The sequence below is a fragment of the Streptomyces sp. NPDC001393 genome, assembly GCF_053597455.1.
Genome location: NZ_JBSFIH010000019.1, coordinates 90784 through 104034 on the forward strand (window position 1 = coordinate 90784; position 13251 = coordinate 104034).

Consider the following 13251-nt stretch of genomic DNA (forward strand, 5'->3'; position numbering starts at 1 on the left):
GCGGAGCCGGGCATTGCGTGGTCATCACACGCGGCGCGGAGCGCCGGGACAGCTCGGCCCCGGCGGGGCCGGAGTGAGGCTCACACTGGTCGGTTCTGTTTTTCGATGTACTGCTTGCCACTGCGAGTGGGGCGCCGCCCACGGTTTTGGCGAAGTAGGAGCCCGACCACAGCCTGTTGGCCCGCCAGTAGTGTCGCACCAGATGCGGGAACTCCTGACGCAGGCGGGAGATGCACGTGATTGTCCTCACCGTTGAACTCCACCAGTTCGCACTCGAAGTCCGTGCATACCGACCGCATGATCTCCTCCATCCGCACCAGATGAACATCACTGAACACCTTGTGCCGGACCTTGGTCACGAAGACCAAATGAACATGCATCATGAAAGCCACATGCCGACCAGTTCTGATCTTCTACATCTCGCCCAAAACCCAAGTATGTAGGGTGGTGGTCATGCAGCTTCGGTATAGATTCCGTCTGTACCCGAACCGTGCGCAACGCACCGCGTTGGCCAAGGCGTTCGGGTGCGCCCGCGTCGTGTTCAACGACGTGGTCCGCGCCCGTGAGGACGCCCGCGCAGCCGGTGAGGCGTTCCCGAGCGCGGGCGAACTGTCGAAGAAGCTGATTACTCAGGCGAAGCAGACCGTGGAACGGTCCTGGCTCGGCGAGGTCTCCGCCGTGGTCCTCCAGCAGTCCCTGCGCGACGCCGAGACCGCGTACAAGAACTTTTTTGCTTCCCTCAAAGGAACCCGAAAGGGCCCTAAGCTGGGCCCGCCCCGCTTCAAGTCCCGCAAGGACAACCGGCAGTCGATCCGGTTCACCGCCAACGCGCGCTGGTCGATCACGGACACCGGACGGCTGAACCTGCCGAAGATCGGCGAGGTGAAGGTGAAGTGGTCCCGCACCCTGCCCACCAGACCGTCCTCGGTCGCGGTGATCAAGGATGCGGCCGGGCGGTTTTTCGCCTCGTTCGTCATCGACACCGCCCCGACCGCTGACGCCACCCGTATGCCCGAGGCCGAAGGCCAGGCGGTCGGCATCGACCTGGGCCTGACCCATTTCGCGGTCCTGTCCGACGGAACGAAGATCGACTCCCCCCGGTTCCTGCGGCGCGCGGAGAAGAAACTCAAAAGGGCCCAGCGGGAGCTGGCCCGCAAGCAGAAGGGATCGAAGAACCGCGAGAAGGCCTGCGTGAAGATGGCCCGCGCGCACGCGCGCGTCGCCGACGCCCGCCACGAGTTCCACCACCAGCTCTCCACCTGGCTGATCCGCGAAAACCAAGCGATCGCCGTGGAAGACCTGGCAGTGAACGGGCTCGCGCGCACCCGCCTGGCCAAGAGTGTGCACGACGCGGGCTGGTCGCAGTTCGTGAACATGCTGGAGTACAAGGCGAAACGGTACGGGCGCACCTTCGTCAAGGCCGGCCGGTTCGAGCCCACCAGTCAGGTGTGCTCCACCTGCGGGTACAACGACGGTCCCAAGCCCCTCCGCGTGCGGGAATGGACCTGCACGGCCTGTGGCACCGTCCACGACCGCGACCACAACGCCGCGAGGAATGTGAAACAGGCCGCCGGACTGGCGGCATCAGCCTGTGGAGCGCCGGTAAGACCAGGACCCGTCCCGGCACAGCGCGACGAAGCAGGAAGCCATGGAAGCCCGCCCGATGCCCGTGCCGCGTAGCGGCACAGCACCGAGCGAGCAGGCCAGAACCTCCCTCCTTCGGGAGGGAGAGCAGGTCAATGGTCCATCTCGCAGGACAACAACAACCAGGTCCGCGTGGCCGTGGACGACGTGGAGCTGAGCGAGGCGACGATCCGTAAGGGGGAGGGTTGATCGTCGCGATCCCCGCCGCCAACCACGACGAGTCGGTCTACCCCGACCCCGGCCGCCTCGACCTCCACCGCAACGCCGCCGGCCATCTCGCCTTCGGCTACGGCGCCCACCTGTGCCCGGGTGCCTCGCTGGCCCGCATGGAGCTGGAGGTGTGCCTGAGCGCCCTCTTCGCCCGCTTCCCCACGCTGCGCCTGGCCGTGCCACCGGAGCAGGTCCGCTTCCGCCGGAACACGATCGTGTACGGCCTGGAGGAACTGCCGGTCAGCTGGTGATGCCCGCGCTGCCCGGGAGCCGGCGTCAGCCCCGTGTCAGCGCCCCCCGGCACAGTGGGAACGCAGCGGCACCGGGGCGGCACCACGCGGCCTGGCCGGCCCGCTGCCGTCCGACGAGAAGGAGTACGCCCGTCATGGCAGACACCGCAGCCCCGGCTCCCACCCGGGCCCTCGTCCTGGGCAACCCCGCCTCCGGCAGCCACTCGCCCGAACTGGTCGAAGAGGTACGGCAGTTGTGTGCCTCCTGCCTGGAGCACACCGAGGTGCACCTCACCACCGGCCCCGGTGACGCCACGGTCGCGGTGCGCCGCGCCCTGCAGCGGTCCGCCACGGCATCGCCCGGGGCGCCCGACCTGATCGTCGTCATCGGCGGGGACGGCACCGTCCGCGAGGCCGTCCAGGGACTCGTGCCGGCGACCGGGAACGCCGCCCTCGCGGTGGTGCCCGGCGGCACCGGCAACTCCGGCTACAAGATGCTGTGGGGCGACCGCCCCTGGAGCGAGTCCCTGAAGGCGATTCTGACCGACCAAGGCATCGGCGGCAGCGCCCGGCTGCGCCGGCTCGACCTGGCCCGCCTGGCCGAGACCCGCAACCACGTGTATCTGGGCGCCTGTTCCGGGGTGATCGCGGACGCGCTGCTCACCGCCCGGGAACTGCCGCTGACCGGGCGGGAGCGCTATGCCCGCGCCTTCGCCGACACGGCCGCCGGCTACCGGCCGTACCCGGGCCGGGTCACCGTGGACGGCCGGGTCGTGCACGAGGGCCCCACGGTCCTCGCCAACGTGGGCGGCGGCCGCTACCGCGGCGGCCGGTTCCTGGTCCTGCCCGGTTCGCTGCTCGACGACGGACTGCTCGACGTCTGTGTGATCGGCGGCGGTGTCCCGGCGGACGAGGTGCCCGAACTGACCCGCGAAGCACGGCACATGGACCACCCGGCGACCGTCTACGCCCGCGGGCGCACCATCACCGTCGAGCGCACCGACGGCCGCCGGCTCCCGCTGGAACACGACGGCGAGTACCAGCACGGCATCGGCACCACGGCCACCTTCGAGGTGCTCCCCGGAGCCCTCCCGGTCTGGGCGCCTGCCACCCCCTGAACCACCTGTCCGAAGAACCAGAGAAGCACGCCCTTAAGGAGATCGCCCGCATGAGCGACCTGACCACCACCGTCACCCGTTACCTCGCCATCTGGAACGAGGCGGACGCCGAGAAGCGCGCCGCGGCCATCGCCGAGCTGTTCACCGCCGACGCCCCGTACATCGACCCGCTCGCCGCGGTCGAGGGCCCCGAGGGCTTCGGGGCCGTGGTGGCCGGTGCCCGCGACCAGTTCAAGGGCCTCTCCTTCGAACTGCACGGCACCGTCGACGCCCACCACAACCAGGCCCGCTTCCAGTGGGGCCTGGTGACCGAGCCGGGCGCCGAGCCGATCGCCATCGGCTTCGACGTGCTCGTCACCGACGAGGCGGGCCGGATCAAGGCCGTCTACGGCTTCCTGGACAAGGTCCCGGCCGCGTAACACCACCGATGCACTGCGGGAGCACCGGGCAACGGTGCTCCCGCAGCCGTGTTCCCCCGTGTTCCCCCCGGACGTCCCAGCGCACACACGTTGACGCACGCACGGAAGGTGTACCCGCATGACCGCCGTCCTCGCGGAGAGCGTCGCCCGGGCGCTGTGCGCCGACTGGGCCGAGCAGGCCCGCACCCTGCCGCGGACCACCCGCGGTCGCACGCCCGCCGACACCCCGCTGCGCGAACTCTCCCACTGGGCCGCGACCTTGCGCCCCCAGCAGGTCCCCTGCCGGGTGCTGAAGCTCGCCGCGAGCCAGGTGCTGTCGCAGATCGCCTCCATCCGCGCGGGTCTGCAGCATCCCCTCGGCAGAAAGCTGGTGGCCGCGTTCGGGCATCCCATGCAGCGTGATCCGCGCCAGGCGGCCGGCGTCTTCGCCGCGCTCGGCTCCTGGCTGAACCTGGACGACACCGCGTACGCCGGACACCTGTCGAACTCCACGGTCGCCGTCCCGCTCGCCTTCGCCTACGCCCGGCAGCTGGACGGGCTCTCGCTGCTCACCGCGGTGGTCGCGGCCAACGAGTGCGCGGCCCGGATCACCGCCTCCGCGACGCTCGGGCCGCTGCGCGGCCAGAGCGCCGTACACACCCATCTGGCCGGTGCGGTGGCCGGCCGGCTGCACTGCGACCGGGCCCCGGCGAGCCTGTTCGAGAACGCCTTCGGACTGGCCTTCGCCATGCCCAACTGGCCCTTGATGCGGGCCTTCCTCGCCAGCGACGCCCGCCTGTTCAACACCTTCACCCCGGTGCGCACCGCGATGGACGCCTGTGACGCCGCGTACGCCGGGCTGCGCGGGGCGCCGGACATCATGGAGCACAGCGACGGCTTCCTGGCCCGGTTCGCCACCGTGCCGCTGCCCGAGGCGGTGGCCAAGGGGCTGGGGCGGCGCTGGCACACGGACACCCTGTCGTTCAAGATGCACCCCGGCGGCCCCGGCATCGACGCGGCGGTGGACTGCGCGGCCGAGATCCACAAGGAGATCGGCGCGGTCAGGCCCCGGGACGTGGCCGAGGTCGTGGTCGAGGCCTCCCTGTACACGCTGTTCGCGGGGGAGCGGGCCGCCCGCTATGTCACCGGCCCCGGCTCCCCGCTGGGCGCGCTGGTCCTGGACGTGCCCTACCCGGTGGCGACCACGCTGCTCACCGGCCACTTCGGCGTGGACGACTTCTCCCCGCCGCATCTGGACGACCCCGACCGGTGGGCGCTGGCCAAGCGGATACGGCTGGAGCACGACACCGAGATGACCCGTGAACTCTTCCTGTCCGACGCGCCGTTCGGCGAGGCGGTGCGCGAGGCGGGGGAGCGGGCGGTGCCGTGGCTGCGCGGCTTCGGCGGCGACGAGCTGGTGGACCTGGTCGGTGTGCTCGCGGCCGACAACCGGGACTTCTCCCGGTCCACCAAGGCGACCGGCGCCCGGGTCACCGTGCGTCTGACGGACGGCCGTACGGTCTCGCGCACCCGGCTGATCCCGGTCGGGGCGGCCGGGCCGGAGACCCGGGCGGGCCATGCCGAACTGGTGCGGGAGAAGTTCCTGTCGCTGGGCGGGGCACAGGAGGTCGCCGACACCGTGGACCGGCTGCACCGGATGCGCCCGCGGGCGGTACGCCGCTGGATCGAGACGGCCTTCCTGGACTGACCGAGCGGCCGTCGCCCCAGGGGCGCGTGGCTGTGTCAGTACGCCGCTTGGCCGCGTGGCCGCCGTACCGCCGTTCCGCCCGCCGCGCGGCGCAGCGCTGCCACGAACTTGTACCGGGAGCCCCGGTACACCGAGCGCACCCACTCCACGGGCCGGCCCTCCGCGTCCCGCGAGTGCCGGGACAGCAGCAGCATCGGCAGCCCCACGTCGGTGGCGAGCAGGTGTGCCTCGCGCGGCGTGGACAGCGAGGTCTCGATGGTCTCGTCGGCCTCGGCGAGCTGGACGCCGTACACCTCGGCGAGCGCCGTGTACAGCGAGGGGTGGGTCGTCAGCGAGGCGCGCAGGCCGGGGAAGCGGTGTGCGGACAGGTGGGTCGTCTCGATCGCCATCGGGTCGCCGCTCGCCAGCCGCAGCCGCTCGATGCGCAGCACGCGCTCGCCGATGCCGATGCCGAGCAGCTCCGACAGCCGCTGGTCGGCCGGGACCTCCCCGATGTCCAGCACCTGCGAGGAGGGCGTCAGGCCCTGGGCGCGCATGTCCTCGGTGTGCGACGTCAGCTGGAGCGTGCGGTACAGCTTGGGTTGGGAGACGAAGGTCCCCTTGCCCTGGATCCGGTCGAGCCGGCCTTCGCCGACCAGTTCCTGGAGCGCCTGCCGGACCGTCGTCCGTGAGGTGTCGAACCGGACGGCGAGCAACCGCTCGGCCGGCATGGCCGAACCGGGCTGCAGCGCCTCGGCCATGGCGAGGAGCTGTTGCTTGATCCGGTAGTACTTCGGCACGCGCGCGCCGCTGACGTCGATGGTCATGCCTGCCTTCCCGGCCGTGCCGACGGTCTCCCGTTATAGCGACCGACTGCCCAATGGTCTAGTCCAACTCGCGCCGTCCGTCATGGTCCAGGCCAGATGCCGGGCGAAAGGGGCGGATCCGGACGGACGTCCTCCGGTGACGTTCTCGTAACGGCCGGAATCGGCTTCCCGGACCACCCTTGACACCCCGAAAGGTCTAGGCCAAGCTCCACCGTACTGGTCTACACCATTAGTGGCCAGGTCCCGAGCCCTACGTGCAACAGCGTCGTACGCAGGTCACCGCCGAGGGCGTGGGGGGTTAGAGGCATCCCTGAGGAGGGTGGCGTGAAGCGCAAGCTCGCTGCCGCGATCGTGATCGCGGGCATGATGGTCTCCGTTGCGGCGTGTGGCGGAAACGACGGCAAGGACGGCTCCAAGGACGCGGGACCGGGCAGCTGGAAGGGCCAGACGCTCACCGTCTGGACCATGGACGGCTCCGCGCCGCCGCAGTGGAGCAAGGACGTCCAGGCCGCGTTCGAGAAGAAGACCGGCGCGAAGCTGAAGTTCGAGATCCAGAAGTGGGACGGGATCCAGCAGAAGATCACCACCGCCCTCTCCGAGGACAACCCGCCGGACGTCCTGGAGGTCGGCAACACCCAGACCCCGGCCTACGCGGCCACCGGCGGCCTCGCCGACCTGAGCGACGTCAAGCAGGCCGTCGGCGCAGACTGGACCCCCTCGGTCTCCCAGTCCTCCGTCTACGACGGCAAGCAGTACGCCGCCCCCTGGTACTTCGCCAACCGCGTCGTCATCTACAACAAGGCGATCTGGGCGAAGGCCGGCATCACGGCCACCCCGAAGACCCGCGACGAGTTCTTCAAGGACCTGGACACCATCGGCAAGAAGACCGACGCCGAGCCGCTCTACCTGCCCGGCCAGAACTGGTACTTCTTCGACGGCCTGACCATCGGCCAGGGCGCCGACCTGGTGAAGAAGCAGGGCGACAAGTACGTCTCCAACCTCGCGGACCCGAAGGTCGCCGCGGCCATGGAGCTCTACAAGAAGTACGCCTCCTACTCCAAGGCCCCCAAGGACAAGGACGAGGCCACCCCGCAGCAGGCCACGATCTTCGCCAAGGGCAAGACCGGCGCGTTCATCGGCATGGGCTGGGAGGCCGGCACCGCGATCCAGGCCAACAAGTCCATCGAGAAGGACCTCGGCTACTTCACCATCCCGGGCGCCACCGCCGACAAGCCCGAGGGCGTCTTCCTCGGCGGCTCCAACCTCGCCGTCGCCCAGAACAGCAAGAAGCAGTCCCTCGCCAAGGAGTTCCTGAAGATCGCCCTGTCCGACCAGTACGAGGGCGAGCTGGCCAAGCTCAACGGCGTCATCCCGAACAAGACCTCCCTGCAGTCCAACCTCAAGGGCAACGGCGCCGCCGAGGCCGCCGCACCCGCCGCCGCGGCCGGCGGCACCACGCCGCTGATCCCCGAGTGGGCCGCGGTGGAGAACACCCCGAACCCGATCAAGTCCTACATGACCGCGGTGCTGAACGGAAAGGCTCCCGCGGCGGCCGCCAAGGACGTCGAGGGCGAGATCAACAAGCGCCTGGCCCAGAAGAACTGATGACCCGCGCCGGGGGCGCCGCGAGCGCCCCCGGCTCAGTCGTTCGTACGGCCGGTTCGGCCATGGAAGAGATGACGACTCATGTCAGTGCAGACCGAAGGCACGGACACGGCCGGGGAGCCCGCTGTCCGCAAGGCCCGGGTTCCGGCGCCGCCGCGCGGTGAGGACCGCACCTCCGGGTCCCCGGCCGACCGCCGCGCCGTCGCCGCCCCCTATCTGCTCCTGCTGCCCGCGCTGCTGGCCACACTGATCCTGCTGGGCTGGCCCCTGGTCAAGAACGGCATGCTGTCGTTCCAGAACCTCAACCCCCGGCAGCTCATCCAGCACCTCACCGAATGGAACGGCGTCGACAACTACAAGGAGGTCCTGGCCGGTTCGGACTTCTGGAAGGTCGTCGAGCGCTCGCTGCTGTTCACCGCGGCCAACGTCGTCCTGATCATGGTGCTCGGCACCCTGACCGGACTGCTGCTGGCCCGCCTCGGCAAGAAGATGCGGCTGACCCTCCTGATCGGCCTCGTCCTCGCCTGGGCCATGCCCGTCATCGCGGCCACCACCGTCTACCAGTGGCTGTTCGCCCAGCGCTACGGCGTCGTCAACTGGGTCCTGGACAAGCTCGGCTGGCACTCCATGGCCGACCACAACTGGCTGTCCACCCAGTTCTCCACGTTCGCCGTGATCACCCTGCTCATCGTCTGGATGTCGATCCCCTTCGTGGCGATCAACCTCTACGCCGCCACCACCACCATCCCCAAGGAGTTGTACGAGGCCGCGTCCCTGGACGGCGCCGGCGCCTGGCAGAGCTTCACCTCCGTGACCCTGCCCTTCCTGCGGCCGTTCCTGTACTCCACGACCTTCCTCGAGGTCATCTGGGTCTTCAAGGCGTTCGCGCAGGTCTTCGCCATGAACGCGGGCGGCCCCGACCGCCTCACCGAGACCCTGCCGGTCTACGCCTACGTCGAGGGCGTCGGCAACCAGCACTTCGGGGTCGGCGCGGCGATCTCCTTCCTGACCATCCTGGTGCTGCTCGTCATGACCTCGTACTACCTGCGCATGGTGCTCAAGCAAGAGGAGGACGAGCTGTGAAGCGCTCGCTCTTCGGCCGTATCTGGCCCAACGCGACCGCCGTCGTCCTCTTCGTCGGCTTCGTGTTCCCCGTCTACTGGATGTTCGCCACGGCCTTCAAGCCCACCGGCGACATCATCGCCGACACCCCGGTGTGGTTCCCGACGCACGTCACCCTCGGCCACTTCAAGAAGGCCGTCGACGCCGACCACTTCTGGACCCTGGTCGGCAACTCCGTCACCGTCACGGTCTGTTCCGTGCTGCTCTCGCTCGTCATCGCCCTGTTCGCCGCGTTCGCCCTGGCGCGGATGCGGTTCAAGGGGCGGCGCGGTCTCGTCGTCACGTTCATGCTGGCGCAGATGGCCCCCTGGGAGGTCATGATCATCGCCATATACATGATCGTCCGCGACAACGACATGCTGGACAGTCTCGTCCCCCTCACCGTCTTCTACACGATGATGGTGCTGCCCCTCACCGTCCTGACGCTGCGCGGCTACATCGCCGCCGTGCCGAAAGAGCTGGAGGAGTCGGCGATGGTCGACGGCTGCACCCGCATGCAGGCCTTCCGCAAGGTGATCTTCCCGCTGCTCGCGCCCGGCCTCATGGCCACCTCGCTGTTCGGGTTCATCACCGCCTGGAACGAGTTCCCGCTGGTGCTGATCCTCAACAAGGACATCGAGAAGCAGACCCTGCCGCTGTGGCTGTCGCAGTTCCAGACCGCCTTCGGCGACGACTGGGGCGCCACGATGGCCGCCTCGACCCTGTTCGCGCTGCCCATCCTGATCCTCTTCATCTTCCTGCAACGCAAGGCCGTCAGCGGCCTGACCGACGGCGCCGTGAAGGGATGACCCCGCCGATGACCACACTCGCCACCACAGGGTCTGACAGCGGCTCCGCCGCGGGCGACACCCTCACCCGGGACGCCCTCGCGGTGCTGCAGCCCGGGTTCGACGGCACCACCGCGCCCGACTGGGTGCGCCGCCGCCTCGGCGAGGGCCTCGCCTCCGTCGCCCTGTTCGGCCGCAACGTCGTCTGCGAGGAGCAGGTCACCGCACTCACCGCCCAGCTGCGGGCCGAACGGGACGACCTGCTCGTCGCCATCGACGAGGAGAGCGGCGACGTCACCCGCCTCGACGTGCGCACCGGCTCCGCCTTCCCCGGCAACCACGCCCTCGGCGCCGTCGACGACCCCGACCTCACCCGGGCCGTCTCCCGCGAACTGGGCCGGCGCCTGGCCGCCTGCGGGGTCACCTTCGACTGGGCGCCCTCCGCCGACGTCAACGCCAACCCCGACAACCCCGTCATCGGCGTGCGTTCCTTCGGCACGAGCACCGACCTGGTCGCCCGGCACACCGCCGCCTGGGTCGAGGGCCTGCAGTCCACCGGCGTCGCCGCCTGCACCAAGCACTTCCCCGGCCACGGTGACACCAACGTCGACTCCCACCACGCCGTACCCCGCATCGACGTCGACGCCGACACCCTGTACGAGCGCGAACTGCCCCCGTTCCGCGCGGCCATCGCCGCCGGCACCCGGGCCGTCATGAGCGCGCACATCCTCGTGCCCGCTCTCGACCCGGACCGCCCCGGCACCCTCTCCCGTCGCATCCTCACCGAGCTGCTGCGCGGCGAACTCGGCTACCAGGGCCTGATCGTCACCGACGGCATGGAGATGCGCGCGATCTCCGGCACCTACGGCCTGGAGCACGGCGTGGTCCTGGCGATCGCGGCCGGCGCCGACGCCATCTGCGTGGGCGGCGGGCTGTGCGACGAGGGCACCGTACTGGGGCTCAGGGACGCGCTCGTGGCCGCCGTACGCTCCGGGGAACTGCCCGAGGAACGGCTCGCGGACGCGGCCGCCCGGGTGCGGAAGCTGGCCGCGTGGACCGCCCGGGCACGCGGCGGGCCGGACACCGAGCCCCAGCCGGAGATCGGCCTGGTCGCGGCCCGCCGCGCGCTGCGCGTGACCCGCACCGGCACCGCCGCCCCGATCAACACCCCTGTGTACGTCGCCAAGTTCGAGCCCGCCCGCAACATCGCCGTCGGAGACCAGACCCCGTGGGGCGTCGCCGCCGAGCTGGGGCGGCTGCTGCCCGGCACCGCGTCCGGCTCCTTCACCGGCGAGGGCGCGGGTGCGGCGGCCCTCGGCGCGGCCGACGGCCGGCGGATCGTCGCCGTGGTCCGCGACGAACACCGGCATGCCTGGATGCGCTCCGCCCTCGACACCCTGCTCGCCGCCCGCCCCGACACCGTCGTCGTGGAGATGGGCCTGCCGCAGGCCACCCCGCGCGGCGCCCCGCACATCGCCACCTACGGCGCCGCCCGGGTCTGCGGCGTGGCGGCGGCGGAGGCCGTCCTCGCGGGCTGATCCAGCCCTTCCACCGGCCGCCCGCAGAAGCGGGCGGCCAACTCCTTTTGGACACACAGCGTTTACGTGCGTTCGACCCGTCGACCGCCGGGACTTGTTATGGTGTTACTCGTTGGTAGCAAAGCAGAGTGGGGGGACACGGGGAGACCTGTGGCCATCTCGCCGCCGGGCGAGTGGCGTTACGGATGACCTGGCAAGGGGGCCCGGTCAACGGCTTCTGCGCGTGCGCGTCACGCGGCCGTCGAACTCCAGTTCCCTCACCCGCTGACCCCGGACAGGTGGGACTCGTCACATGGCACGTTCCCTGGTCGATTTACTGACCGCACACGCCCAGCAACAGCCCGACCGTACCGCCTACCGGTACCTCCTCACCGGCGACTGCGACGGTGACGTCCAGGAGGTCTCCTACGGACAACTGGCCCACCGCTCCCGGGCCGTGGCCGCCTGGCTCCAGGACCGCGGCCTCGCCGGCTCGCGCGCCCTGCTGCTCCATCCGCCCGGCCTGGAGTTCGTCTCCGCCTTTCTGGGCTGCCTCGCCGCCGGCGTGGTCGCCGTGCCGGGCGTGCCCCCGCAGGGACGGTCGCAGAACCACCGCGCTCTGATCCGGATGAAGCGTCTGATGGCCGACTCCGACGCCAAGGTGATCCTCGCAGGCCGCGACGTCATCCGCGCCTCGCGCACCTGGACCGAGCACCTGCCCGAACTGGACGCGGTCACCTGCGTCGCCACCGAGGACATTCCCGACGACGCGGCCGGCTCCTGGCACGCCCCCGACCTCACCGCCGACTCGGTGGCCTTCCTCCAGTACACCTCCGGCTCCACCTCCGCCCCGCGCGGTGTGGCCGTCACCCACGGCAACCTGCTGGACAACGAGCGGATCATCACCGAGCGGATGGGGCACACCCCGGACGCCCTCGCCGAGCACGGCGGGGAGCTGATCCTCAGCTGGCTCCCCGTCTACCACGACATGGGTCTCATGGGCCCGGTGCTGAACACGCTGTACCTGGGCGCCACGGCCACGCTCTTCTCACCGCTGCACTTCCTGCAGAGCCCCGATCGCTGGCTGACCGCGATCAGCCGTTACCGGCCGCACACCAGCGGCGGCCCCAACTTCGCCTACGAGCTGTGCCTGAAGCACGCCACCGCCGAGCTGGTCGACAGCCTCGACCTGAGCGCGTGGAAGGTCGCCTTCAACGGCGCCGAACCGGTGCGCGCGGCCACGCTGCGACGGTTCACCGAGACCTTCCGCGCGGCCGGCTTCCGCCCCGAGGCGTTCTACCCCTGCTACGGCCTGGCCGAAGCCACCTTGATGGTCACCGGCGGTGCGGTGGACGCCCCGCCCACCCTGCTGGAGGCCGCCGAGACCGGTCCGCACGCCGGCGAGGCGGACGCGGCCGCCGTGGGCTGCGGCCGGCCCGGGACCGGGATCAACGTGGTGATCGCCGACCCCGAACGGCAGGAGGAACTGCCCGAGGGCGAGGTCGGCGAGATATGGGTCGCCGGCGCGAGCGTGGCCAAGGGCTACTGGCGCAACACCCTTGCCACCCGCGAGACCTTCCGCGCCACCCTCACCGGCCACGAGGGCCGCTTCCTGCGCACGGGCGACCTCGGCTTCCTGTGGGACGGCGAACTGTTCGTCACCGGCCGCCTGAAGGACCTCGTCGTCATCGACGGACGCAACCACTACCCGCAGGACCTGGAGCTGTCCGCGGAGTTGTCCCACCCGGCTCTGCGGCCCGGCTGCACCGCGGCGTTCTCCGTGGACGCCGGCGTGGACGGCGAACAAGTGGTCGTCGTCGCCGAGTTGGCGCCCGACGCGGCCGGCGAGGCCGAGAAGATCACCGACCTGGTGCGCAGCGCGATCGGCCAGGCCCATGGCCTGTCGGTGCGGGACGTGGTGCTGGTCCGCCCCGGCACCATCCCGAAGACGTCCAGCGGGAAGATCCAGCGCCGCGCCTCCCGGGCGGCCTACCTCGACGGCACCCTCGCCCTGGTGGACGTGCCCGTCACGGGATGACCCCGCCGCCGGCGCGCCTGCCCGCGCCGGCCGCATGTCCGCCCCCGCGGCCGCACGTCCGTCGACTTCGGCCGTACGTCACCCGATG

At 70.5% G+C, this 13251-nt stretch carries 11 protein-coding genes and 1 pseudogene; 10 read left to right on the forward strand and 2 right to left on the reverse strand.

The window, feature by feature from the left end; all coding sequences use genetic code 11:
• Positions 1–80: 80 nt before the first annotated feature.
• A pseudogene (locus ACWC2T_RS21665) lies at positions 81–410 on the reverse strand (transposase).
• 43 nt (positions 411–453) lie between these two features.
• Here ACWC2T_RS21665 and ACWC2T_RS21670 point away from each other — a divergent pair.
• From ACWC2T_RS21670 to ACWC2T_RS21690, 5 genes are all read left to right on the forward strand, one after another.
• Positions 454–1680 carry an RNA-guided endonuclease InsQ/TnpB family protein gene (locus tag ACWC2T_RS21670; protein WP_450671973.1) on the forward strand — a complete coding sequence of 409 codons (1227 nt, stop codon included), beginning with the start codon at positions 454–456 and terminating at the stop codon, positions 1678–1680.
• A gap of 149 nt (positions 1681–1829) precedes the next feature.
• A complete protein-coding gene (locus ACWC2T_RS21675) occupies positions 1830–2105 on the forward strand; it encodes a cytochrome P450 (RefSeq protein ID WP_450671974.1) in 276 nt (91 codons plus the stop codon).
• A 134-nt stretch (positions 2106–2239) separates the two neighbouring features.
• Complete coding sequence (locus tag ACWC2T_RS21680) at positions 2240–3202, forward strand: diacylglycerol/lipid kinase family protein (protein WP_450671975.1); 963 nt, start codon at positions 2240–2242, stop codon at positions 3200–3202.
• Positions 3203–3252: 50 nt separating this feature from the next.
• Positions 3253–3621, forward strand: coding sequence for a nuclear transport factor 2 family protein (locus tag ACWC2T_RS21685; RefSeq protein WP_450671976.1), 369 nt, complete (start codon positions 3253–3255; stop codon positions 3619–3621).
• 118 nt (positions 3622–3739) lie between these two features.
• Positions 3740–5308, forward strand: coding sequence for an MmgE/PrpD family protein (locus tag ACWC2T_RS21690; protein WP_450671977.1), 1569 nt, complete (start codon positions 3740–3742; stop codon positions 5306–5308).
• Between the two features lie 35 nt (positions 5309–5343).
• Here the strand turns inward: ACWC2T_RS21690 and ACWC2T_RS21695 are convergent, their stop codons facing one another.
• Positions 5344–6114, reverse strand: a complete 771-nt coding sequence (locus tag ACWC2T_RS21695) for a GntR family transcriptional regulator (protein ID WP_450671978.1) — start codon at positions 6112–6114, stop codon at positions 5344–5346.
• 324 nt (positions 6115–6438) lie between these two features.
• Here ACWC2T_RS21695 and ACWC2T_RS21700 point away from each other — a divergent pair, with 324 nt between their 5' ends.
• The 5 genes from ACWC2T_RS21700 to ACWC2T_RS21720 all read left to right on the forward strand — a co-directional run bounded on the left by ACWC2T_RS21700 (position 6439) and on the right by ACWC2T_RS21720 (position 13163).
• Entirely contained in the window at positions 6439–7719 is a 1281-nt protein-coding gene (locus tag ACWC2T_RS21700; RefSeq protein ID WP_450671979.1) for an extracellular solute-binding protein, read from the forward strand.
• An 81-nt stretch (positions 7720–7800) separates the two neighbouring features.
• On the forward strand, positions 7801–8802 hold the full coding sequence (locus tag ACWC2T_RS21705; RefSeq protein ID WP_450671980.1) for a carbohydrate ABC transporter permease: 1002 nt from the start codon (positions 7801–7803) through the stop codon (positions 8800–8802).
• Complete coding sequence (locus ACWC2T_RS21710) at positions 8799–9629, forward strand: carbohydrate ABC transporter permease (RefSeq protein WP_351211049.1); 831 nt, start codon at positions 8799–8801, stop codon at positions 9627–9629. Before ACWC2T_RS21705 ends, ACWC2T_RS21710 begins: the two co-directional genes overlap by 4 nt.
• An 8-nt stretch (positions 9630–9637) precedes the next feature.
• Complete coding sequence (locus ACWC2T_RS21715) at positions 9638–11146, forward strand: glycoside hydrolase family 3 protein (protein ID WP_450671981.1); 1509 nt, start codon at positions 9638–9640, stop codon at positions 11144–11146.
• Positions 11147–11438: 292 nt separating this feature from the next.
• The gene (locus tag ACWC2T_RS21720; RefSeq protein WP_450671982.1) at positions 11439–13163 is read left to right on the forward strand and encodes a fatty acyl-AMP ligase; all 1725 of its coding nucleotides are present in this window, start codon (positions 11439–11441) and stop codon (positions 13161–13163) included.
• The last annotated feature ends 88 nt before the right edge of the window (positions 13164–13251 follow it).

Excerpts from the sequence above, each read along its gene's own strand:
- ACWC2T_RS21705 (WP_450671980.1), top strand. The coding sequence starts at position 7,801 with ATGTCAGTGCAGACCGAAGGCACGGACACGGCCGGGGAGCCCGCTGTC.
- ACWC2T_RS21670 (WP_450671973.1), top strand. The coding sequence starts at position 454 with ATGCAGCTTCGGTATAGATTCCGTCTGTACCCGAACCGTGCGCAACGC.
- ACWC2T_RS21720 (WP_450671982.1), top strand. The coding sequence starts at position 11,439 with ATGGCACGTTCCCTGGTCGATTTACTGACCGCACACGCCCAGCAACAG.
- ACWC2T_RS21695 (WP_450671978.1), bottom strand. The coding sequence starts at position 6,114 with ATGACCATCGACGTCAGCGGCGCGCGCGTGCCGAAGTACTACCGGATC.
- ACWC2T_RS21680 (WP_450671975.1), top strand. The coding sequence starts at position 2,240 with ATGGCAGACACCGCAGCCCCGGCTCCCACCCGGGCCCTCGTCCTGGGC.
- ACWC2T_RS21690 (WP_450671977.1), top strand. The coding sequence starts at position 3,740 with ATGACCGCCGTCCTCGCGGAGAGCGTCGCCCGGGCGCTGTGCGCCGAC.
- ACWC2T_RS21715 (WP_450671981.1), top strand. The coding sequence starts at position 9,638 with ATGACCACACTCGCCACCACAGGGTCTGACAGCGGCTCCGCCGCGGGC.
- ACWC2T_RS21685 (WP_450671976.1), top strand. The coding sequence starts at position 3,253 with ATGAGCGACCTGACCACCACCGTCACCCGTTACCTCGCCATCTGGAAC.